Origin of the sequence: Tigheibacillus halophilus (genome assembly GCF_042683165.1) — a bacterium.
Taxonomy (GTDB): Bacteria; Bacillota; Bacilli; order Bacillales; family Amphibacillaceae; genus Tigheibacillus; species Tigheibacillus halophilus.
In genome coordinates, this window is sequence record NZ_JBHUIZ010000014.1 from 150,223 (window position 1) to 169,316 (window position 19,094).

Sequence of the window (19,094 nt, forward strand, 5' to 3'; positions counted from 1 at the left end):
AATGAACAACTAATGATGACGACACATTTCCTCATGTCTATTAAAGTTCATGATAAACAAAAAACCAATTCCTCTAGAGGAACTGGTTTTTTGTTTACAGCCACGAGTGCCGTACTATTCATAAAAAGTTTTAAACCACCACTTCACCAAGTGGGTGTTTGCAGAAGTTTTCCTGCCTTCCGCTTTTAATAACGGCTCGGCATTTGAACTTCAATTTAAAACTCCCTATTCTACAATTAGAGGTTAAAACTTAAGTAAATACGTACATCGCAGCTTATGTATTTATTTTACGATGTAATCCTCAAAATATCAATGGAAAAGAATGCTATTTAAAAATCTTTTTCCGGCTGCTGCATTTCATCTTGCAGAGCCCATTTTACCAATTGGGGTATCATGGATTTTGTAATTGAATATAGTGACATTGACTAAGGCTTAGGAGGAAAGCAATGAGTGAATCACGTAAAAGAAGACCTGATCATCTTGCATGGCATGAAACATTGGAGATACACGAGCTTGTCGCCATGCAGTCCACAGCATTGATGAAAATGAAAAACTTCACACCCGAGATAAAGGATAAAGAACTGAAAAAAATTTATCAACAAGGGATGAAAACGCTAGGGAATCATTTGGAAACCCTGATGAAATTTTATTCTATGGCACCTAGAGAAGACGATAATCCAGAATGTTTCCGTGAAATCGGCAATAGTTTTTATGCTGCAGAAGCGCTCTCATTCTCTAAAGCAGCAGTAAAAGCATATGCCAATGCCATCACCGAAACAGCAACCGCCACACTTCGCCAGACGCTTGTCAGCCAAATGCAAAGCTGTATCAAAATGCATGCTGACATTTTCGAATACATGTATCAAAATGGCCTATATCCAGCATACGATTTACACAAGCTTTTAGAACATGACATGAAAAACGCACAACAAGCATTGGAAATGAGAATGGAAAACTAAAATGATACCCCGGCTATACGAAAGCTGGGGTTTGAAAATACCCGTTTCTAGCCTTCATGATAGTATTTGTTTCCCATAAAGAAGTTTGCAGCGGACTTCCTTTTAGCTGCCTCAACTTCTGTAGCAGTTTTTTCCTCCCCTCGAACTGTTCGTATATTGGATCTGTCCATATCCGAATATACGTACAAGTTGGATGAAAACTGTTTTTCCAAGCGATAGCCAGACCAGCCGGAGACCCATTAATATATGCTATATAGGAAGCTTGTAAGTTAGGACTTGTTAGCACACTGCGCAATAAATCTTGTTCATCAGCTATAACAGGAAAAAGTTGCTCAAGCGTTTGGATATCTTCTATTTGACAATCTTTAATCGTTACGCTTATTTCTGCTCCCCTTCTCCCCCGCATTGTTATCCACTCCATTAGGGCAATCATTTCCCGCATTATATATGGCCGGTTATATTTTTCTTACCATTTTTTTGCATATTTTTGAAATGATCATTCACCTTTGAACTTATTTCCTCCAGCATATAAGTTGCAAGCCGTTTTAACTCGTTTCGTTCCTCCCGATTATATTCATATATTAAACCATGCTCATATGCATGCAGACATTTATGGAAAATATGGCTGTTATCCAATAAATACGGTTGCTGTAACGCCCAATCGCCTGCTTCCTTTTTGGAAAGAACAGACCTATTTCGCAAATAACATAAAACACGGCATAAATTCAATATATAATACACTGGATTATTGTCCATTTCTTTAACTGCATCTTTCACATCATGCACAATTGATCGTATATAATATTCATCAGGAACTGACGGGAACACCTGGCAGATCTCCCCACCAGCCAGACATTTCCCTCTTTTACGGGTCATAACAATATGTGCGGCCAGATCCGGATCCACGTCATTCGCACAGGAATAACTGGGATCCAATATGTATTGTTCTTTATGTATCTTGGAATAATGCAGTACAAAAGGGGTTGGATAACTGAAATGGTCCAGATCTGCCTTTAACAAGATGCTCCACTCGGTTTGTTTTTGCGGATCCTTTTCTTCCAGTTCCAGAACAACAGTGATCAGCTTTCGTTTTACTACTAAACTTAGCGGATTTGAAACAATGATAAGTATATCTATATCGCTAGTACCCTCCCGATAACATCCCATCGACGCGGAACCATGTAGGTAAATGCCTACAAGATTCTCCTTTAAAATGGAACTAACATTTGCAGTAAATTTCTCCAAAAATAATAGCAGCTCCATTTCATCCACCTCTGCTTTTTTTCCTTACCCTAGATATCATTCAGTATCCATTCTCTAAATTTCGGGAAAGACAGCGTAAAAGACTTGATTTCTTCAAAGGATTTCCAGGCGATTTCAGGTGCCATCCTCCATTTTCTGCCTATCCAATAACCATGCTGCAGCTTCTTTAAAATTCGATGCAATATGGTCCAACGTCACAGCAGCCCATTCACCTACATATTCTCTTTGCAGGTATCCAGTTAATGCTTCCCTGCCAGCCCCTGTCTGGATAAGGATCTTTCTGCATCCCGCTCTCTGCGCTGCTAGCATATCAGTCCATCTGTCACCAACAACTACACAACGCTTTAAAGAAAAATTGTTTTCTTCAGCAGCTTGCAATAACATACCTGTACCCGGTTTACGGCACTGGCATCCTTCTTCGTTCGTATGGGGGCAGAGATAGACTTTATCAAAGCCAAACCTGCATAATTCTTCATTATACTGTTCTTTTTTCACTTCCCCTTTGCTGATACCAGGCTGATTCGTAAATGAGCAAACAGTTATACCTGCTTCTTTGATACGCTGGATCGTCTGCTTCACGTAAGAAAAAAGTCTGAATTCATCTGGATATAAAACTCCTTTTCCACCGCCGATCGTACCATCCCGATCTACAAATACCGCCTCAATCATTTTTGAACCCTTGTAATTCACGCAGATTTTCCCATCCGAAAGCTACTTCACTCAGACTTTTTCCGCCTATCTGAATTGTTGTTGAATCGACATATTTGCCGCCCATTTCCTGATAAAAAGATTTGGATTGGTTTTCCTCCAGTACCCACACCAACATAGAATGAAAGCCAGCATCAACCAGCTGATCCATCACACGAGCCGTCAGCTTTCTGCCAATATTCATTCTTTGAAAGTCTTTCAATATGTAGATAGCATACAGTTCCCCTCTATATGTTGGATATTCCCCGCTTCTTTCCTTGCCCCCTCCAGCAAATCCTACTATCCCTTTTTGCTTGTCTTCTGCGACAAACACCTTTCGCTGGCTAACATTTCCTTGCCAGTTTTTCAAGCGTGATTCATATGTCAGCGTCTTGAATAAAAATTCATCCGGTACAATCCCTTTGTATGTCGTGCGCCAGCTATCCACATGCACTTTAGCAATTCCAGCTGCATCATTTTCCTCTGCCAATCTTATAATCATTCAATTCCTCCTATCTCCATTGCTCTTCTACCATATAACTTGCCGGGTCCAATTCTTTTCCTTCGATAACAATGGCTGTCATTCCATATTCTGAATATGTTTCATGCCCCTCTCCCTGCACCCAAAAAACTGCCGTACCGCTGCCGACTTGCTGTCCAACATCAGTTTCCCCCCCTTTACTATTGCTTGGCCTTCCATAATCAACATGAGCTGAGATACCGTCGCATCGTGATAGCCTATCACACCTTGCGCATCTAAATACATACAATTTATCTGAACACTTGTGGTTGAAAGCAATACCCGAGAGATCACAAATTCGGAACCATATTGACTGATTTTTTTTCCGTTGGCTTTTTTGAACTGAAATATTCGCAATCCATCAACTCCCTTAATCTCTCATAATCAGTTATTATAAACAAGAGTTTGGAAAGTGCCAATATAACGTGATGCGGAGAGTCTGACACTCAAAATATCAGCCACGCAATAAATATTTGCACCATACTTCCTGCACCTCAACATGTACAAACCATCAACACATTGCCATCCGGATCAGAAAAATTGAACCAGGCAAATTTTTTTCCTATCCGCTCAATTTCCCGAACAATTTTCACATTCTTTTGTTGTAAAAATTCATAGGCTTCATCAATATCAGCAGCCAAAAAATTTGCAATCGGGTTCGGGCTCGGTTGATGTGTGAACTGGTCATCAAAAGTGTGATCATCCAATGTCAATCCGGTCCCTCCTTTCATTGGTACATTGTGTACCGGGGATACGACCGTATCCAAATCAACATGAAGGCCAAATATCTCACTGTACCATTTTACCGATTTTTTCAGATCCCGCACATGGATAAATACTGCTGGTATTTGGTTACTAACTGGTCTCATAAATTCCTCGCCCCCACTATGAACTGCGTCTAATTTGCTAAAATCTTCTATTAATATTGAAACTGCACATTGACCTCTGCCGCTATTACAATTTTTCCTGGCTCAATTGGTGTCGTATTTTTGTTAGCTAATGCAAAAGCTTGTCCATGCATTTGCGGCGGCTCATTAGTTATTTCATCTATTTTAACAGGATAAGGAGCCAGACGAAGCTGCATCTTTTCCGCTATTGCCAAAGATTTAGATACTGCGTCTTCCAATGCCATGATTAATGCTTGCTTGTAGAAATAGGCTTGATTATCAATAGAAAAACGAATTTCTGAAATACGATTGGCGCCATTGTTTATTGCTGTATCAACAATCTCTCCAGCAGCTTCTATATCGTTAGACGAAATGGTCAGTTCATTACTGACTGCAAAGCCCCGAAATACCTGCTTTTCCTCCACATAGTCATATATAGGATAAACCGTGAAAACTGTAGTCTGTATATCAGGTTGTCCAACACCGTGCTTCAACAAGGCGTGGATCACTTTCTCCATGTTTTGTGCGTTTTCTTGCTGTGCTTGCCCTAACGATAATTCTTCCGTATAAACCTCCAAACTGACAATAACAGTATCAGGCTCTACTGCGATTTTTGCCTTGCCATTTACCTGGATACTCTTTGCCCGGTCCTTTTGAAAATTTAAGTAGGCCTCTTGCATTCTGTTTCCACCTCTCCCGCGAGCATTTCACGTTTTCTAATATACTATGCGGGAAATGCGAGTCTCATGAACGTACGGTACGCAACATCATCTCCATGAACCTGCTTGTTCAATAACTGGGCATGTCCCGGCCCTGTGCAGGTTTTAGGAACCGCTTTAGAATACATTTCATCTAGCATGAATAGCCAGACTTACCCCACCCCCAATTCGCCCATGTTTTTTTAATATTTTCATTATTTTAGCTGGGTAAAGTTAATTTGTCAAATATATGTCAAATCTTATTTATTCCTTTTTTTTATGAAAATAGTGCTTAATTCCTTCTATCATTTCGTTTATACTAGATATAAGAACTTATTTTACGAAGTGATTGCATACATACATAGGAGTGTAAAAATGGAACTCAGGCAACTGCAGCAATTCATTCAGCAACAAACTTTTCCAATGAACGCATCCCAGGGAAATTCGCTTTCAAGCTATTCTCCTTTTATCGATTTAGCGTTTAAACAATTACTTCAGGAAAAGATAGATGCGGCGCAACACCAAACGGTTCAAATGAACGAGCAAACTTCTCCATACCGGCCGGTGAACATACCGGAAGCACCTGCATCGGCACCGCTTAGGAGTATGGAATTTACAGGTAATTTCGATTCACAAATTAATGAAATTGCCAGCCAATTCGGTATCGACCCCAAGCTGATTCAAGCTGTCATCAAACAGGAATCCAATTTTAACCCGGATGCAAGAAGCGGTGCTGGAGCGATGGGACTGATGCAATTGATGCCCGCTACAGCCAGCGGGCTGGGTGTGGCAAATCCATATGACCCTGTCCAAAATATAACTGGCGGAACGAAATATTTAAAAAATATGCTGGAAAAATATAGCGGCAATATTGAACTCGCTCTCGCTGCTTATAATGCGGGACCAGGGAATGTAGATAAATATAATGGCATCCCTCCCTTTGCTGAAACGCAAAGTTATGTTAAAAATGTCATGAATAGCTATCTGGCATAAGATGAAGCCACCATCCAAAATCAGATGGTGGCTTGTCTTTTAATCAAACGTAATTTTGTTTACTGTTTCACGGTCTAGCTTCTTAATAACTGAAACAATTAGTTTCACCGCATTTTCAAAATCATCACGGTGCAGTATTCCTGCATGGGAATGAATATAGCGTGTTGCAATCGTGATAGACAATGCAGGTACCCCGTTTGCAGTTAAATGAATGGAACCCGAATCAGTTCCGCCGCCAGGAATAGATGCAAATTGATACGGAATGTTTTGTTCTTCCGCAGTCCCAACGACCAACTCACGTAAACCTTTATGGGATATCATGGAAGCATCGTACAGAATCAGTTGCGGACCATCCCCAAGCTTGCTGTCAGCTTCATGATCTGATATGCCCGGTGTATCCCCTGCTATGCCGACATCCACTCCGAATGCAATATCCGGCTCAATCAAATGAGCGGAAGTTTTTGCACCGCGAAGTCCGACTTCTTCCTGAATGGTACCAACCCCGTATACTATGTTCGGATGTGATTCATTTTTAAGGCTTTTCAGTACTTCGATGGCAATTGCGCAGCCGATACGATTATCCCACGCTTTAGCAAGCAGCAGCTTTTCGTTTTTGAGGGGGGTGAATTCAAAATAAGGTACGACTGAATCACCTGGTCTGACCCCGAAAGAAACTGCTTCCTCTTTACTGCCTGCACCGATATCAATAAACATATCTTTGATATCAATTGGTTTTTTCCGAGCTTCAGCGGAAAGTACGTGTGGCGGTTTGGAGCCAATAACGCCAGTAACTTCTCCTTTAGTTGTCAGAATGGTAACTCGCTGCGCAAGCATGACTTGGCTCCACCATCCCCCGATCGTTTGAAAAGAGAGGAATCCTTTCTCATCTATCCTGGTCACCATAAATCCGACCTCATCCAAATGGCCGGCAACCATGACTTTCGGTCCGTTCTCAGCGCCAGTTTTTTTAGCAACCAGACTGCCGAGGTTATCTGTATACAATTCATCCGCATAGTCCTTGATATAGCGTGACATCACATCTCTAGCTTCTCTTTCGTTGCCAGAAACAGCCTTAGCGTCGGTCAAGTCTTTCAGCATTTCCAATGTTTCGTCCAATTTAGACATATGTATGAGACCCTCCTTTAAAGTGAGAAAAGTTAAAGTTCCTTTTCACATTCTATTATAATGGAATTCAAATAAAAGCGTTAATGACATGTTCTCCTTCTCTTGTATGTAACATTACATGTTTATATGATACACACTATTCTTTTGTATGCTGTCAGCTTCAAATAGCCATACTACATGTAGAATCATTACCAAAGGAGTGTTGGATATGGGTGAATTTACGCATTACCGCTTTGGTCAAAAAGTACCTAATAATGGCGTTTATAGAGAGATTGGTGAAACAGGCAGCAACGTGAAAAATCCAAAAATGATCCGATTGCGTGCAGGTGATAGATTCCCGCAGAATTCCAATCATGACCGCGTTTGGGCATATGAAAAAAACGAATGATTCCTTAAAACACGCTAACATTTTGTCAGCGTGTTTTAAATGTCATTTCCCAGAGGAACCGAATCCGCCTTCGCCTCTTGCCGAATCGGATAATATATCTGTCTGCTCCAGTTTGACACGAAGTACGGGGGCGACGACCATTTGCGCGATTCTCATATGTTTCTCCACAATAAATTCGTTCTTCCCATGGTTAATCAATATGATCTTGACTTCTCCGCGATAACCCTCGTCAATTGTACCAGGACTGTTCAACACAGTGACGGCATGTCTAAGTGCCAGACCGCTTCGAGGCCGGATCTGGGCTTCTGTTCCTTCAGGCAATTCCACCTGCAGTCCAGTTCGAATCAATGCGGATTCCCCGGCAGGGATCATTTTGTTTTCAATCGCGTACACGTCAAAACCAGCATCGCCCTCATTGGCCTGGTATGGCAGCAATGCATCTTCATGTATTAATTTCACTTTCAAGGGGTAAAGCATGGTAGATTCATCCTCCTGGTAAATTATTTCAAAGCCAGTGTAAATTGTACCATTTAATCGGGAAAATAGTGAAACCCTAGCTGATACTGTTTCGTATAGAGATACTAATACGATTCGTGGGAGACGGTTGACAATGTTTGTTTTAGTTCTTTTCCGCATACTCATTTTAATTTCTTTCGTACTGCTCATATTCACCCTGGTGAAATACCTTCGCAATCCACAAAGACGATTGCATGCCGCAAAAAATTCTGATGCTTTTTTCTTTATGGACGATCGTCACAATAGCCAGAAGAATTTTCATGTGGTATATCAGGGGGCCTGTTTTGAGGGTGAGAAATATCTAGGCACGACGGAAGATGCTTTTGAAGTAGTCAATATCAGCGTGACCATCTCAAATCCGATGGAACTGAGTGGTATGACACGTGAAGATCTCTATTTTATTGAAAAGGAAATATTGATACGCTATCCACACGCTAAAATTGAATGGAAACATCCTATTGATCAACTCTTCAGCTAGAAAAAAACTGCTCACACAAAATAATGAGCAGTTTTTTTGGGTTAATTAACATGCTAAAGAGCGTTATTTCAGAAACCCTGCATATTTTTTCAATTATTTAGGGGAACTCGAACAACAACATGTTTCATAACTAAGCAGCTTGGAAAAAATCCTGCCACTTAATAATGATTTCCTTTCTTCGCAGCATGAATAGAAATGGTAACAACAGCAGCAAAACTACAGATATATACAGTGGAGACATACTCGAGATCCATTGTCCAAGGGTTGTGTAAACAAGAGCAAGCGGTATATTCGAGAATAAAGATGCTTTTGTATAATCCTTAAAATTCGCCGACATCTCAATAAGACAAAGTGATAACAAATGAAAATGAATGAATGGCACTAAACGGAGAACTGCTACTTGTGATGTCGTTAATCCACTATTTTTTCCCATAAGCTTCTCTCTTATCCTGGTCAATTTACGGATCGTTTTTGGCATCCATTGAATAATACCATAAAAAACGATGCTTGACAGTGTAATGCCGATAATGGAATATACCGATCCAGCTAGTGTGCCAAATAAAACCCCTCCTGTGACACAAATGAATACCACTGGCAAAAAAAACAGCGGTCTTAGCAAGTGAAAACCAATAAATAAAACGGGAGCCAGTATACCGCCATGCTCAATAATGGTCATGATGTTGGTTCCTAGGTGTTCCATTACTTATCCCCTTTCATTTATTTATTTCCCCGTCATCCATCTATATGACAATTGACGAGCCTTTATGACAAGGCTGAATGTAAGGTCTTTACCTAGTTACTTGCTTTCTGAATAATCGTTTGCTTATTCCTTCCAATGAAAAAAAGGATCAGAAGTGCACCTTGTGCCATTCTAATCCTTTCGCAGTGATATACCGATCATTAGTTAAGTGCTGATTTCGCTTTATCAGCAAGTTGTGCAAATGCTTGTTCATCATGAATTGCCAAGTCAGAGAGCATTTTGCGGTTGATATCGATGCCAGCCAATTTCAAACCGTGCATCAATTTATTGTAAGAAAGACCATTCAAACGTGCTGCAGCATTGATACGAGCGATCCAAAGCTTACGAAATTCACGTTTTTTCTGTCTGCGGTCACGATACGCATACTGACCTGATTTGATCACTTGCTGTTTTGCTGTTTTGAACAAAGTTCTTTTCGAACCGTAATAACCCTTTGCTAATTTCAATACACGTTTGCGACGTCTGCGAGTCACTGTTCCACCTTTAACACGTGCCATTTTAATAACCTCCTAATACAAATCAAAATTCGTTTGTTTTTTGTCGTTTAGCTTCAATTATGGAAGCATGTTTTTGATACGCTTGTAATCTCCGGATGATACCAACGCTGATTTGCGCAATTTACGTTTTTGCTTTTGAGATTTATGAGCAAACATATGGCTCGTGTAAGCATGGGAACGTTTCAATTCACCTGATCCAGTTTTCTTAAAGCGTTTTTGAGAACCTTTATGGGTTTTCATTTTTGGCATGATAATTTCCTCCTTGTGCTCTGATGATTATGCGAGAATGGAAGTACTCAGTTTATTTATCAGCTGCAGGCGCAAGCATCATGAACATATTGCGTCCTTCCATTTTCGGCTTGGACTCGACCGCAGCAATGTCTTTGACTTCTTCAGCCAAACGATCCAGTACTTCTCGTCCAAGATCTTTATGAGTGATAGCGCGTCCGCGAAATCTGACAGATGCTTTTACCTTATCACCTTTTTCAAGGAATTTACGAGCATTTTTCAGTTTCGTCATAAAATCATGATCACCGATACCTGGTGTGAATCGCACTTCTTTCACATTGATGATTTTTTGTTTCTTGCGTGCTTCTTTTTCTTTCTTTTGTTGCTCAAAGCGGAATTTTCCGTAATCCATGACTCGGCAAACAGGGGGTTTTGCGGTTGGTGCGACCATCACAAGGTCCAAATTCCGCTTTTGTGCGATTTCCAAGGCATCCTGACGTGATTTAACGCCAAGTTGATCACCATTGGAATCAATCAAACGCACTTCTCTTGCACGAATCTTCTCATTAACATTCATATCTTTGCTAATAGCCAGACACCTCCATATTTTAATAAAGCGCTGATCTTTTATTGACAAGCAAATAGATAAGTCACATAAATAAAGTGTGGGTACAAACTGCACCCACACTTCTTCTTATAACATCAAGAATAAGAACCAGCCAACTGCTTGAAGCGTTGATCAGGTGAGAAGCGGGTGCTTCTACTTGTCTCAAGATCATATTTAATTTATTCAACTACAACATCATAGCATGAGTCGTAAGACATGTCAAGCAGCCATTGCATAAAAAGATGACTTGTTGTCTCCGCATGAGGTTGGCTGTGGGCAATATGCACTTATAACAATTTTTTCCTAGTGGTGCATAACCTTCTTCTAGCGGCCCTTGCGCAGTGTTTTCTGATTGATTTCATCGAGCAACAATTCTTTGAAGCTGTCAAATGACATGGTTTCAGATTTCTTTTCCCCATATCTTCTGGCATTTACTGCATCCTCATTCATTTCATTATCTCCTACAACAATAGCGAACGGAATTTTTTCAGTTTGTGCTTCACGGATCTTATAGCCAATCTTCTCATCTCTCATATCCACATTGACACGCACATTTTCCAGCTGTAGTTGCTCAGCAACTTTATTCGCATAATCCCCGTGTGCCTGTGGAGAAACCGGGATCACCTTCACTTGAACGGGTGCCAGCCAAGTCGGGAAAGCACCTTTATACTCCTCTAGCAAGAATGCAACAAAACGTTCCATTGTTGATACAACACCTCGGTGAATGACTACCGGACGGTGTTCTTTACCATCTTCTCCGATATAAGTAAGGTCGAATCGTTCAGGAAGCTGGTAGTCAAGTTGTACAGTGGAGAGTGTTTCATCCTTGCCAAGTGCAGTTTTAACCTGAACATCAAGTTTCGGACCGTAAAACGCAGCTTCTCCTTCTGCCTCCACATATTCCAAATTCATATCTTCCATCGTTTCTTTTAACATGGACTGCGCTTTTTCCCACATCTCATCGTTATCGATATATTTTTCTTTATCTTCCGGGTCCCGATAAGAAAGACGGAAATAATAGTCCTCAATACCAAAATCCTTATAGACTCGCTGTACCAGTTCAACCACTCTAATGAATTCAGCTTTCATTTGATCAGGTCTTGCAAAAATATGGGAATCATTCAATGTCATGGCACGGACTCTTTGCAAACCTGCAAGCGCTCCTGACATTTCATAGCGATGCATCATGCCAAGCTCCGCAATCCGGACAGGCAGATCACGATAGCTATGCAGCTGATTTTTGTAGACCATCATATGGTGCGGGCAGTTCATCGGGCGAAGCACCAGTTCCTCATTGTCCATTTTCATTTCCGGGAACATGTCCTCTTGGTAATGATCCCAGTGTCCGCTTGTTTTATACAAATCCACACTGCCGAGTACTGGCGTATACACATGGTCATACCCTAACTTTTCTTCCAGATCCACGATATAGCGTTCAATCAGACGGCGTACAGTCGCCCCTTTCGGCAGCCACATCGGCAAGCCCTGACCAACTTTTTGAGAAATGGTGAAAATCCCCAATTCCTTGCCAAGCTTACGGTGATCGCGTTCTTTCCGCTCCTCCAGCAGGTGCAGGTAATCATCAAGTTCGCTTTGCTTAGCAAAAGCTGTACCGTATATTCGCTGCAGCTGCTGGTTATCACTATCGCCTCGCCAGTAAGCGCCTGAAATACTCAACAGCTTGAATACCTTTATTTTGCCTGTGGATGGAACATGGACGCCTCGGCATAGATCGAAGAATTCACCCTGTCGATAGATTGTGACCTGTTCCTCTTCCGGAATTGCATCAATAAGCTCCATTTTCAATGGGTCACCAAGTTCCTTAAACATTTCCTTTGCCTGCTGTCTGCTGACTTCTTCCCTTTCAATCGGCAGATTTTCATCGATAATGCGCTTCATCTCTTTTTCGATAGCCGGCAAATCTTCTGGAACAATTTTATGTTCCATATCCATGTCATAGTAAAACCCTTCTTTAATAACTGGACCGACACCAAAATGCACCTGTTTATAAATTCTGCGGACCGCCTGCGCCATTAAATGGGCAGTAGAGTGACGCATGACTTCAATGCCTTCCTGATCTTTATTCGTGATAATTTCAAATTTGCCGCCGTGATTAAGTTTCCTCTTTAAATCCAGCAGCTTGCCATCCAACTTGATAGCCAGTGCTTGTTTTTTCAATCCTGGTGATATGGATGCCGCAATATCCTCGCCGGTTGTATCGACGGGAAAGTCTTTAACTGCTCCATCAGGAAAAATAATTTCAATTGCTGACATGCTGTTCACTCCTCGATATCATTGTCGCCAAACCTTCCATTTTGGATGTATCATTGACAGAACCTATGGAAGTTATTCGATTTGGCATAAAGGTTAAAAAATTAAAAACGCCCATCCCTCTGCAGAATGCAAAGGGACGAGCGTTGGTCACGTGGTTCCACCCTATTTTCCGCAAATAAAGCTATCTGCGGCTTATAGATCAATAACGATGATCACTCGCTGGGCACTACTGATTGCATTCTGCATGGTTCGTAGCCAGAGTTCAAAGGGGGTAATTATTTGTTCGGCAGAGGAAACTTTCAGCCCTTGGCTTCCTTCTCTGAAAACTGCTTACGGTCAAATAATCATGTCCTTATCGATACTTTTCAAGTATGAATAATGATTAGACAAATTATAACCTTTTCCGCTAAAGAAGTCAATAGCCTTTCAGTCGGGAAAGCATCTCACCCCACTTCGATGCAAAACCTAAGTAAATCGCTGGCAGTCCAGATTCCAGTTTGCTTTTTAATGGTGCAGCTGATACGGAAATGGAAACTGCTGGACAGGTAAAAATTCGACTTTTTCTTGAAATACATTAATGATTGTCAATGTTTTAGGCTCAGAAGGGTAATCCCCATACACGTAAATCTTCTTCGGAGCCATTGCTACGAGCGGTGCCAAATTCATTTCATGCGCATCTAGACCAACGATATAAAGTGGTTCAGCATGCATCAATTTTTTCAGTTCCAAATTCGTGAACTTATTGCCATCCGGTTTAAAAAACGAAAAATGATTACCCTGAAGAATATGGACGCACCGGTAGTTAGCTTCTTTATTGGAAATATATTCTCTAAGCATGTTGATAAATGCCTGGTGCTCTTCTTCACGTTTAAATTCATCAATAGCCAACCCAATAATTTGAATGAGCTGTTCCTTGAATTCCTGCATGCGAAATTGTACAAGTGAATCGAAATGAATGGACTCTTCTCCCTGAATATGGGCCACAAACAATGTTTGGAGAAGTTTTTTCGGATTGATATCCTGACGCACCTTTCTGCTGTCTATGTCTTCTCCAGCAAAAATCCAATGTGTCAGTTCCAGAATCTGCTCCATTTCATCATGGTTGGTGTAATAAAAAACATTCGTAATCAGGTCTCCTGTCATCTTTGTCAGCCGGTGCTTGATAAAAACATCCGCCAATGACTTTGAAATCACATCAGATTTCTCCTCGTCCTTTGGTTCGCAGTTGACCTTTATTCGATTTCCAAACGCCTCATCCGTTCTCCAATGCAAGTCCATTTTTTGCGTATGGCTGAACAAATAATCGCAAAAACTAATGACTTCTTTATTAGATCCAAAATAAATTTCCTGCAATGCAACATCACCCTCACCAATTCCAAACTGTTACATTATATGGACATGGTTTTAAAAAAATGTGCATTCCATGAAAACTAGCAAAGTAGATTTGTACTGATTCCGATAAAAAAGCTGATGAATGGAGCAATATCCATTCATCAGCTTTCAATCACGCCGATTCTGCCCGAACACAGCTATTTCTTTGCTAACTTGTTTAATACGTTCCACGATCCGTTTAGCCTTAACTGTTTCTACGCCGTCTCGTGTCGTTTCCAGTTCACCAACCAACTGTTCAAGGCTATAATTTGATGTAAAAAACACTGGGAGCTTTTCCATCATTCGATATTGTAAAATTGAGCCCAGTATTTCATCACGGAACCAGGCAGATTGCATCTCAGCGCCGATATCATCAAGCATAAGCACATCCGTCTTCTTGAACGCATCTATTTTCTCATTGATCGAATCATCCTTAATAGAGGACCTGATTTCCCGTACAAATTCAGGCATATAAATCAGCATGGATGAAATATCGAAATGTTTTAACGTATTAGCTATAGCTCCAAGAAAATACGTCTTACCAACACCGAAAGGTCCATAAAAATATATTCCTTTCGCAGGAAGCCCATCTTTGATGTGCCTGATAAAACGATTTATTTCCGCAATGGCGCCACCGCGTTTTTCGTCATTATCCATATTTTCAATCGTAGCTTGCAGAATTTCTTTGGGCATATAAAGACTTTGTACAAGTTGGCGCTGCTTCTGTTCTTTTTCATGCATACGTCTCAGATGACATTTTTCATATGAAAGATGGATTTCGCCTTCTGTAACTTGCAAAATCGGTGAATAACCTTTAACGATATTCTTGCATTTTTCGAATGATTCACAGCTGCTGCATTGCTTGGATTGCGTCTTGTACTCATAAAGTTTTATTAAATTTTTGTCTATTTCCTTCTGAGACAGTTCAGGATGCTGTTGCAAAAATACTTTTAAGTCCGGATCATTCAAAACTTCCATCTTTATATGTTCATATTGTTCTTGAAAGTTTTTGTTGTTTTCCAGCCATTTTTTCAAAGTCGATTGCAATGGTTCCATAAGCTTCACCCTTGCGAATAATTATTTTTCTTCTTGTCTGTATATTGGTTGATGAATGCCAAGAGTTCATCTTTTTCCTTTTGTACATTTACCTGTGCATCTTGCTCATCATTTATTTTTGGTTTTGTATGATTATCATTGATCCAATCAGGTACGACACGGGCCTTATTAGCATATTGCCGGTATTTTGCCGGTTTCTTAACTGTCTTGAATTTTGTTTGCTGCTGTCGTTTTGCAAATACCATTGCTTCTTTGGCTGTTTGCAAGTTGGCTCTTGACCAGTGACTGGCGATCGTTTCCAAGTAAGCTTTTGAAAGCTTCATATCTGTCTGCAGCAGTACATAATGGATGAGCACATTCATAACTGGAGAAGGAAGTCCCTGTGATGTCATCACATCGCTGATTACCTTCATATCTTGTGCAGATGCCCGTTTACCCTTGGACAGATCAGCAAGCAGCTGCTGAGGAGATATATTTTCCAGTTCCTGAATCAATTTCTCCTCTTTTGTCATTGCTGTTGAAGAAGGTTGTCTGTCTCCATCAAGTAAAGTTGTTTTTTTATCCTGCAGCCGGATATATGACTGCCCATGGCTCGATTTGAACACATCCAGACAAGCAGACTTGAAGGCGTCCGCATCAAATTCATTATCGGCTGTAAGAGACCACATGAGACAGTTTTCAATTTCAAAGCTTGTTAGCTGATATAAAGTCACCATTTGGGAAATGATACGGCGGTTGATCATAGTAAGCACTTTTTGGACGGGGATCATTCGCTGTTTCAATGCATGCTCCAAATAAGTAAAATCGATTTCTTCTATATTGGGGCCTCTGGGCTTGGCTGTTGACCTTTCTTGAATTTCGCCATTTCTGAAAGGTTTTACGGTATCGAACACATCATTAAACGATGCTGTGATTTCCCGGGCGGCATGAATCATTGTATTCTTTTCAAAATGTTTTTCGAGTACAGCAAACTTCTGTTTTCCGATGTGGTAGTATAACAATTGGGAAAGCATTGGTTCTGCAAAGAATACTTCGGGAGTGTAAGGCACCTGCAACATATATTCATAAACTGTTGCTTCTTCTTTTTTATCCTCGAACGTCTGCAACAGACCTATTCCTTCCAATTTGGTCCTTGCTTCGTATATTTCATCCAGCGGTAAGCAAAGATAATTCATCAGGGTATGATGAGTCTGCGCTTCTCCCCCCGCAGTAAAGTCTATCTCATGCAGCAAAGTCAAATATAACATGACAGGTTTACTGCCTATAATTGGCTGGTAAAGATGTGTGAGCGATAAAATGTAATCAACAGGGAGATCACCACGCAATGCCACTTTATAGCCATCAACAGGCAATATTTTAGCAATAAAATTCATAGCAAAGCACTCCTCCCGCAATATTTTTTATCAAGCATCTTTATGATTATCCGATATGATTTCTTTCAACTCATCCAGAAAGACATTAATATCCTTGAATTGACGATAGACTGATGCAAATCGCACATAAGCTACTTCATCAATATTGCTTAGATGAGCCATGACAAGTTCACCGATTTTTTTGCTGTCTACTTCAGAGACCCCGGTATTGCGCAATTCTTTTTCAACATCCAGGGCAACCTGTTCCATTGTTTCCATCGAAACCGGCCTTTTTTCACAAGCCTTGATCAAACCACGGATCAGTTTTTCCCTGCTGAATTCCTGCCTTGCGCCATCTTTTTTGACAACGATCAGAGGCCTTTCCTCAACTCGCTCGAAAGTCGTAAATCGGAATCCGCAGTCCTCACATTCCCTGCGTCGGCGAATCGCTTTATTTTCATCAACAGGACGTGAATCCAGCACTTTTGTATTTTTGCTTTGACAATCTGGGCATTTCATCAAAACCGCTCCTACTCTGTTTTACATTTCACCTTTTTAATGTTTGTCAACCAGTGGCAGTTCTTGTTCTAGCTGATTGTACAATCTTTGAATCAGTTTGCTGCTATATCCAAAATCAAAGGGTAAAATCGATTCAGTTGTTACCGAAAAATCAATAGCCGTACGATATGGCCGTACCATGACCACAGTAATGACCATGAATGCTTTTTTCCCTTTTCGTTTATGAGCACTGATTTCACCATGCTCTTCGGAAATCGCATGAATGGAGAATTCTCCGCTCTTATGCAGCATTTCTTCTAATGCAGCTAAAGCATTGGTTTTGTTTGTTTTAAAATATCGTGACTGCAAAGATGCATTATAATGATGTTCGCTTGTTTCAGCATGGTTGTTAAAATATGTACCTATAAAATTTCGAAATGACATGCGTTTTTTCAACTCCATCGTCATAGACTTCAGCAACCACAAAATTTGTAAAATAATCGTGAATCATGTATGAAGCTACCATTCATTTTAACATGTTTTCACCATAAGCAACAGAAGAAAAGCGTTATTCTTCATAGGACGGTAAACTGACATTTCCCCTGCATGGAAGGTCCCTGCCAATCGTAAGCGGGTTTTCACCTGCTGGAACAATGGATAGCTTGGATATAAAAGCTCCGCTTCTCTCTGGCGTAAAAAGGTACAGCGAATGTTTTCCGAATGTTTAACATAGTAAGTTCCCGGAAACATATTACTACAATAAACAAGAAAAGGATGTGAAAGAATGAAAGCTGTGACTTTCCAAGGAAAGGAAAATATGGTGACAAAACGAGTAAATGATCCTTCCATCATAGAAAAAAGCGATATGATTGTAAAAATAACGGCGAGTGGCATATGTGGATCAGATCTCCATCTTTATCACGGAGGCATCAAGCCGGAGATAGATTATGTCATGGGGCACGAACCAATGGGGATTGTGGAAGAGGTAGGTCCTGAAGTGAAGCATCTAAAAAAGGGAGATCGTGTGGTAATCCCATTTAATATTGGATGCGGAGAATGCTATTTTTGTAAAAATCAAATGGAAAGCCAGTGCGATGTCTCCAATCCTCACGGGGAAATCGGTGGTTTATTTGGATTCACCGAAATGTTTGGAAACTTCCCAGGTGGCCAAGCGGAATACTTACGGGTGCCATATGCTGACTTCACTTCATTTAAAGTACCTGAGTCAAGTAATTTAGATGACGAAAGCGTCCTCTTTTTGTCTGATGTGGTGCCGACTGCTTATTGGAGTGTAGAACATAGCGGCGTGAAGGAAGGCGATACAGTCATCATTCTCGGGAGCGGCCCGATTGGATTGATGGCTCAGAAATTCGCAAAATTGAAAGGAGCAAATCGAGTCATCGCAGTGGATCAGGTAGATCATCGGCTTGAACATGCCAAATACACAAACAACGTCGACACATACAACTTTAAAACCAATGAAGATATTGGAGCATTATTGTATGACGAGACGCAAGGGGGCGCTGACGTTGTTATTGATTGTGTAGGCATGGATGGCACTGTCCCGCCAAATGAAAATTTCGGATCTGAATTTGACAATCAGTTTGGTACGATTAGCCCGATCAAAACTGCTTCTAAAGCTGTACGTAAATTCGGAACCGTTCAACTAACTGGCGTGTATGGCACGGAAGCAAACAGATTTCCCATAGGTGATTTTTTTAGTAGAAATATTTCCTTAAAGATGGGACAAGCACCTGTCATTCACTTAATGCCAAAGCTCTATCAAATGATAGAAAACAACCTCTTTGATCCTACGGATATTATCACTCATCGCATTTCAATCGAGGACGCAGCAAGAGCCTACGAAATTTTTGATAAGAAAGAAGATGGCAACATCAAGGTCGTATTAAAGCCATAAAAAACAAGAGCCGCACAGC

24 protein-coding genes, 1 other RNA gene and 1 other annotated feature are annotated in these 19,094 nt (G+C 40.8%); of the genes, 5 read left to right on the forward strand and 20 right to left on the reverse strand.

All coding sequences use genetic code 11. From position 1 onward, the window contains the following. Window positions 1-93 precede the first annotated feature (93 nt). A non-coding RNA gene (ssrS, locus tag ACFSMW_RS15355) (6S RNA) lies at window positions 94-279 on the reverse strand. A gap of 167 nt (window positions 280-446) precedes the next feature. Between ssrS and ACFSMW_RS15360 the strand changes: the two genes are divergently transcribed. Then, the gene (locus ACFSMW_RS15360) at window positions 447-959 is read left to right on the forward strand and encodes a spore coat protein (protein WP_390357106.1); all 513 of its coding nucleotides are present in this window, start codon (window positions 447-449) and stop codon (window positions 957-959) included. 13 nt (window positions 960-972) lie between these two features. Here the strand turns inward: ACFSMW_RS15360 and ACFSMW_RS15365 are convergent, their stop codons facing one another. The 7 genes from ACFSMW_RS15365 to ACFSMW_RS15395 form a co-directional block, all read right to left on the reverse strand. Next, complete coding sequence (locus tag ACFSMW_RS15365) at window positions 973-1,365, reverse strand: hypothetical protein (protein WP_390357108.1); 393 nt, start codon at window positions 1,363-1,365, stop codon at window positions 973-975. 35 nt (window positions 1,366-1,400) lie between these two features. Then, complete coding sequence (locus ACFSMW_RS15370; protein WP_390357109.1) at window positions 1,401-2,222, reverse strand: aminoglycoside adenylyltransferase domain-containing protein; 822 nt, start codon at window positions 2,220-2,222, stop codon at window positions 1,401-1,403. A 114-nt stretch (window positions 2,223-2,336) separates the two neighbouring features. Next, entirely contained in the window at window positions 2,337-2,891 is a 555-nt protein-coding gene (locus tag ACFSMW_RS15375; RefSeq protein WP_390357111.1) for an HAD-IIIA family hydrolase, read from the reverse strand. Continuing rightward, window positions 2,884-3,411 (reverse strand): GNAT family N-acetyltransferase, encoded by a 528-nt coding sequence (locus tag ACFSMW_RS15380; protein WP_390357113.1) that lies wholly within the window; start codon window positions 3,409-3,411, stop codon window positions 2,884-2,886. The genes ACFSMW_RS15375 and ACFSMW_RS15380 overlap by 8 nt, the downstream gene beginning before the upstream one ends. A 10-nt stretch (window positions 3,412-3,421) precedes the next feature. Beyond that, the gene (locus ACFSMW_RS15385; protein ID WP_390357115.1) at window positions 3,422-3,679 is read right to left on the reverse strand and encodes a hypothetical protein; all 258 of its coding nucleotides are present in this window, start codon (window positions 3,677-3,679) and stop codon (window positions 3,422-3,424) included. 244 nt (window positions 3,680-3,923) lie between these two features. Beyond that, the gene (locus ACFSMW_RS15390; RefSeq protein ID WP_390357117.1) at window positions 3,924-4,298 is read right to left on the reverse strand and encodes a VOC family protein; all 375 of its coding nucleotides are present in this window, start codon (window positions 4,296-4,298) and stop codon (window positions 3,924-3,926) included. Window positions 4,299-4,348: 50 nt separating this feature from the next. Further along, window positions 4,349-4,996 carry an SIMPL domain-containing protein gene (locus ACFSMW_RS15395; protein WP_390357118.1) on the reverse strand — a complete coding sequence of 216 codons (648 nt, stop codon included), beginning with the start codon at window positions 4,994-4,996 and terminating at the stop codon, window positions 4,349-4,351. A 393-nt stretch (window positions 4,997-5,389) separates the two neighbouring features. Between ACFSMW_RS15395 and ACFSMW_RS15400 the strand changes: the two genes are divergently transcribed. Continuing rightward, the gene (locus ACFSMW_RS15400; protein WP_390357119.1) at window positions 5,390-6,007 is read left to right on the forward strand and encodes a lytic transglycosylase domain-containing protein; all 618 of its coding nucleotides are present in this window, start codon (window positions 5,390-5,392) and stop codon (window positions 6,005-6,007) included. 39 nt (window positions 6,008-6,046) lie between these two features. Here ACFSMW_RS15400 and ACFSMW_RS15405 read toward each other — a convergent pair whose 3' ends face one another. Next, window positions 6,047-7,132 (reverse strand): M42 family metallopeptidase, encoded by a 1,086-nt coding sequence (locus ACFSMW_RS15405; protein WP_390357121.1) that lies wholly within the window; start codon window positions 7,130-7,132, stop codon window positions 6,047-6,049. 208 nt (window positions 7,133-7,340) lie between these two features. Between ACFSMW_RS15405 and ACFSMW_RS15410 the strand changes: the two genes are divergently transcribed. Then, entirely contained in the window at window positions 7,341-7,520 is a 180-nt protein-coding gene (locus ACFSMW_RS15410) for a YjzC family protein (RefSeq protein ID WP_390357122.1), read from the forward strand. A 42-nt stretch (window positions 7,521-7,562) separates the two neighbouring features. On the opposite strand, the gene dut is transcribed toward ACFSMW_RS15410, so the two are convergent. Continuing rightward, window positions 7,563-7,997, reverse strand: a complete 435-nt coding sequence (gene dut / locus ACFSMW_RS15415; protein ID WP_390357124.1) for a dUTP diphosphatase — start codon at window positions 7,995-7,997, stop codon at window positions 7,563-7,565. A 133-nt stretch (window positions 7,998-8,130) separates the two neighbouring features. On the opposite strand from dut, the gene ACFSMW_RS15420 reads away from it, so the two are divergent. Beyond that, window positions 8,131-8,514, forward strand: a complete 384-nt coding sequence (locus ACFSMW_RS15420) for a sigma-w pathway protein ysdB (protein WP_390357126.1) — start codon at window positions 8,131-8,133, stop codon at window positions 8,512-8,514. 130 nt (window positions 8,515-8,644) lie between these two features. Here the strand turns inward: ACFSMW_RS15420 and ACFSMW_RS15425 are convergent, their stop codons facing one another. The 10 genes from ACFSMW_RS15425 to ACFSMW_RS15470 form a co-directional block, all read right to left on the reverse strand. Continuing rightward, window positions 8,645-9,214 carry a TVP38/TMEM64 family protein gene (locus ACFSMW_RS15425; protein WP_390357128.1) on the reverse strand — a complete coding sequence of 190 codons (570 nt, stop codon included), beginning with the start codon at window positions 9,212-9,214 and terminating at the stop codon, window positions 8,645-8,647. A 200-nt stretch (window positions 9,215-9,414) separates the two neighbouring features. Then, entirely contained in the window at window positions 9,415-9,771 is a 357-nt protein-coding gene (rplT, locus tag ACFSMW_RS15430; RefSeq protein WP_390357130.1) for a 50S ribosomal protein L20, read from the reverse strand. A gap of 57 nt (window positions 9,772-9,828) precedes the next feature. Continuing rightward, entirely contained in the window at window positions 9,829-10,020 is a 192-nt protein-coding gene (gene rpmI / locus ACFSMW_RS15435; protein WP_390357131.1) for a 50S ribosomal protein L35, read from the reverse strand. Between the two features lie 52 nt (window positions 10,021-10,072). Next, the gene (gene infC / locus ACFSMW_RS15440; protein WP_390357276.1) at window positions 10,073-10,576 is read right to left on the reverse strand and encodes a translation initiation factor IF-3; all 504 of its coding nucleotides are present in this window, start codon (window positions 10,574-10,576) and stop codon (window positions 10,073-10,075) included. Window positions 10,577-10,650: 74 nt separating this feature from the next. Beyond that, window positions 10,651-10,771 (reverse strand) — a sequence feature (ribosomal protein L20 leader region). Between the two features lie 159 nt (window positions 10,772-10,930). After that, window positions 10,931-12,880, reverse strand: a complete 1,950-nt coding sequence (gene thrS, locus ACFSMW_RS15445) for a threonine--tRNA ligase (protein WP_390357133.1) — start codon at window positions 12,878-12,880, stop codon at window positions 10,931-10,933. A gap of 504 nt (window positions 12,881-13,384) precedes the next feature. Beyond that, window positions 13,385-14,233, reverse strand: coding sequence for a putative sporulation protein YtxC (gene ytxC, locus ACFSMW_RS15450; protein WP_390357135.1), 849 nt, complete (start codon window positions 14,231-14,233; stop codon window positions 13,385-13,387). A 147-nt stretch (window positions 14,234-14,380) separates the two neighbouring features. Next, complete coding sequence (gene dnaI, locus ACFSMW_RS15455; RefSeq protein WP_390357136.1) at window positions 14,381-15,307, reverse strand: primosomal protein DnaI; 927 nt, start codon at window positions 15,305-15,307, stop codon at window positions 14,381-14,383. 5 nt (window positions 15,308-15,312) lie between these two features. Beyond that, a complete protein-coding gene (locus ACFSMW_RS15460; protein ID WP_390357138.1) occupies window positions 15,313-16,680 on the reverse strand; it encodes a replication initiation and membrane attachment family protein in 1,368 nt (455 codons plus the stop codon). A gap of 30 nt (window positions 16,681-16,710) precedes the next feature. Next, window positions 16,711-17,178 carry a transcriptional regulator NrdR gene (gene nrdR, locus ACFSMW_RS15465; protein WP_390357139.1) on the reverse strand — a complete coding sequence of 156 codons (468 nt, stop codon included), beginning with the start codon at window positions 17,176-17,178 and terminating at the stop codon, window positions 16,711-16,713. 36 nt (window positions 17,179-17,214) lie between these two features. Further along, window positions 17,215-17,619 carry a cytosolic protein gene (locus ACFSMW_RS15470; protein ID WP_390357141.1) on the reverse strand — a complete coding sequence of 135 codons (405 nt, stop codon included), beginning with the start codon at window positions 17,617-17,619 and terminating at the stop codon, window positions 17,215-17,217. 322 nt (window positions 17,620-17,941) lie between these two features. Between ACFSMW_RS15470 and ACFSMW_RS15475 the strand changes: the two genes are divergently transcribed. Further along, the gene (locus ACFSMW_RS15475; RefSeq protein ID WP_390357143.1) at window positions 17,942-19,075 is read left to right on the forward strand and encodes a zinc-dependent alcohol dehydrogenase; all 1,134 of its coding nucleotides are present in this window, start codon (window positions 17,942-17,944) and stop codon (window positions 19,073-19,075) included. The last annotated feature ends 19 nt before the right edge of the window (window positions 19,076-19,094 follow it).

Bases quoted from the DNA above. Each gene is read 5' to 3' on its own strand.
- ACFSMW_RS15360 (WP_390357106.1), top strand. From the start codon at position 447: ATGAGTGAATCACGTAAAAGAAGACCTGATCATCTTGCATGGCATGAA.
- ACFSMW_RS15365 (WP_390357108.1), bottom strand. From the start codon at position 1,365: ATGCGGGGGAGAAGGGGAGCAGAAATAAGCGTAACGATTAAAGATTGT.
- ACFSMW_RS15370 (WP_390357109.1), bottom strand. From the start codon at position 2,222: ATGGAGCTGCTATTATTTTTGGAGAAATTTACTGCAAATGTTAGTTCC.
- ACFSMW_RS15375 (WP_390357111.1), bottom strand. From the start codon at position 2,891: ATGATTGAGGCGGTATTTGTAGATCGGGATGGTACGATCGGCGGTGGA.
- ACFSMW_RS15380 (WP_390357113.1), bottom strand. From the start codon at position 3,411: ATGATTATAAGATTGGCAGAGGAAAATGATGCAGCTGGAATTGCTAAA.
- ACFSMW_RS15390 (WP_390357117.1), bottom strand. From the start codon at position 4,298: ATGAGACCAGTTAGTAACCAAATACCAGCAGTATTTATCCATGTGCGG.
- ACFSMW_RS15395 (WP_390357118.1), bottom strand. From the start codon at position 4,996: ATGCAAGAGGCCTACTTAAATTTTCAAAAGGACCGGGCAAAGAGTATC.
- ACFSMW_RS15400 (WP_390357119.1), top strand. From the start codon at position 5,390: ATGGAACTCAGGCAACTGCAGCAATTCATTCAGCAACAAACTTTTCCA.
- ACFSMW_RS15405 (WP_390357121.1), bottom strand. From the start codon at position 7,132: ATGTCTAAATTGGACGAAACATTGGAAATGCTGAAAGACTTGACCGAC.
- ACFSMW_RS15410 (WP_390357122.1), top strand. From the start codon at position 7,341: ATGGGTGAATTTACGCATTACCGCTTTGGTCAAAAAGTACCTAATAAT.
- dut (WP_390357124.1), bottom strand. From the start codon at position 7,997: ATGCTTTACCCCTTGAAAGTGAAATTAATACATGAAGATGCATTGCTG.
- ACFSMW_RS15420 (WP_390357126.1), top strand. From the start codon at position 8,131: ATGTTTGTTTTAGTTCTTTTCCGCATACTCATTTTAATTTCTTTCGTA.
- ACFSMW_RS15425 (WP_390357128.1), bottom strand. From the start codon at position 9,214: ATGGAACACCTAGGAACCAACATCATGACCATTATTGAGCATGGCGGT.
- rplT (WP_390357130.1), bottom strand. From the start codon at position 9,771: ATGGCACGTGTTAAAGGTGGAACAGTGACTCGCAGACGTCGCAAACGT.
- rpmI (WP_390357131.1), bottom strand. From the start codon at position 10,020: ATGCCAAAAATGAAAACCCATAAAGGTTCTCAAAAACGCTTTAAGAAA.
- infC (WP_390357276.1), bottom strand. From the start codon at position 10,576: ATGAATGTTAATGAGAAGATTCGTGCAAGAGAAGTGCGTTTGATTGAT.
- thrS (WP_390357133.1), bottom strand. From the start codon at position 12,880: ATGTCAGCAATTGAAATTATTTTTCCTGATGGAGCAGTTAAAGACTTT.
- dnaI (WP_390357136.1), bottom strand. From the start codon at position 15,307: ATGGAACCATTGCAATCGACTTTGAAAAAATGGCTGGAAAACAACAAA.
- ACFSMW_RS15460 (WP_390357138.1), bottom strand. From the start codon at position 16,680: ATGAATTTTATTGCTAAAATATTGCCTGTTGATGGCTATAAAGTGGCA.
- nrdR (WP_390357139.1), bottom strand. From the start codon at position 17,178: ATGAAATGCCCAGATTGTCAAAGCAAAAATACAAAAGTGCTGGATTCA.
- ACFSMW_RS15470 (WP_390357141.1), bottom strand. From the start codon at position 17,619: ATGGAGTTGAAAAAACGCATGTCATTTCGAAATTTTATAGGTACATAT.
- ACFSMW_RS15475 (WP_390357143.1), top strand. From the start codon at position 17,942: ATGAAAGCTGTGACTTTCCAAGGAAAGGAAAATATGGTGACAAAACGA.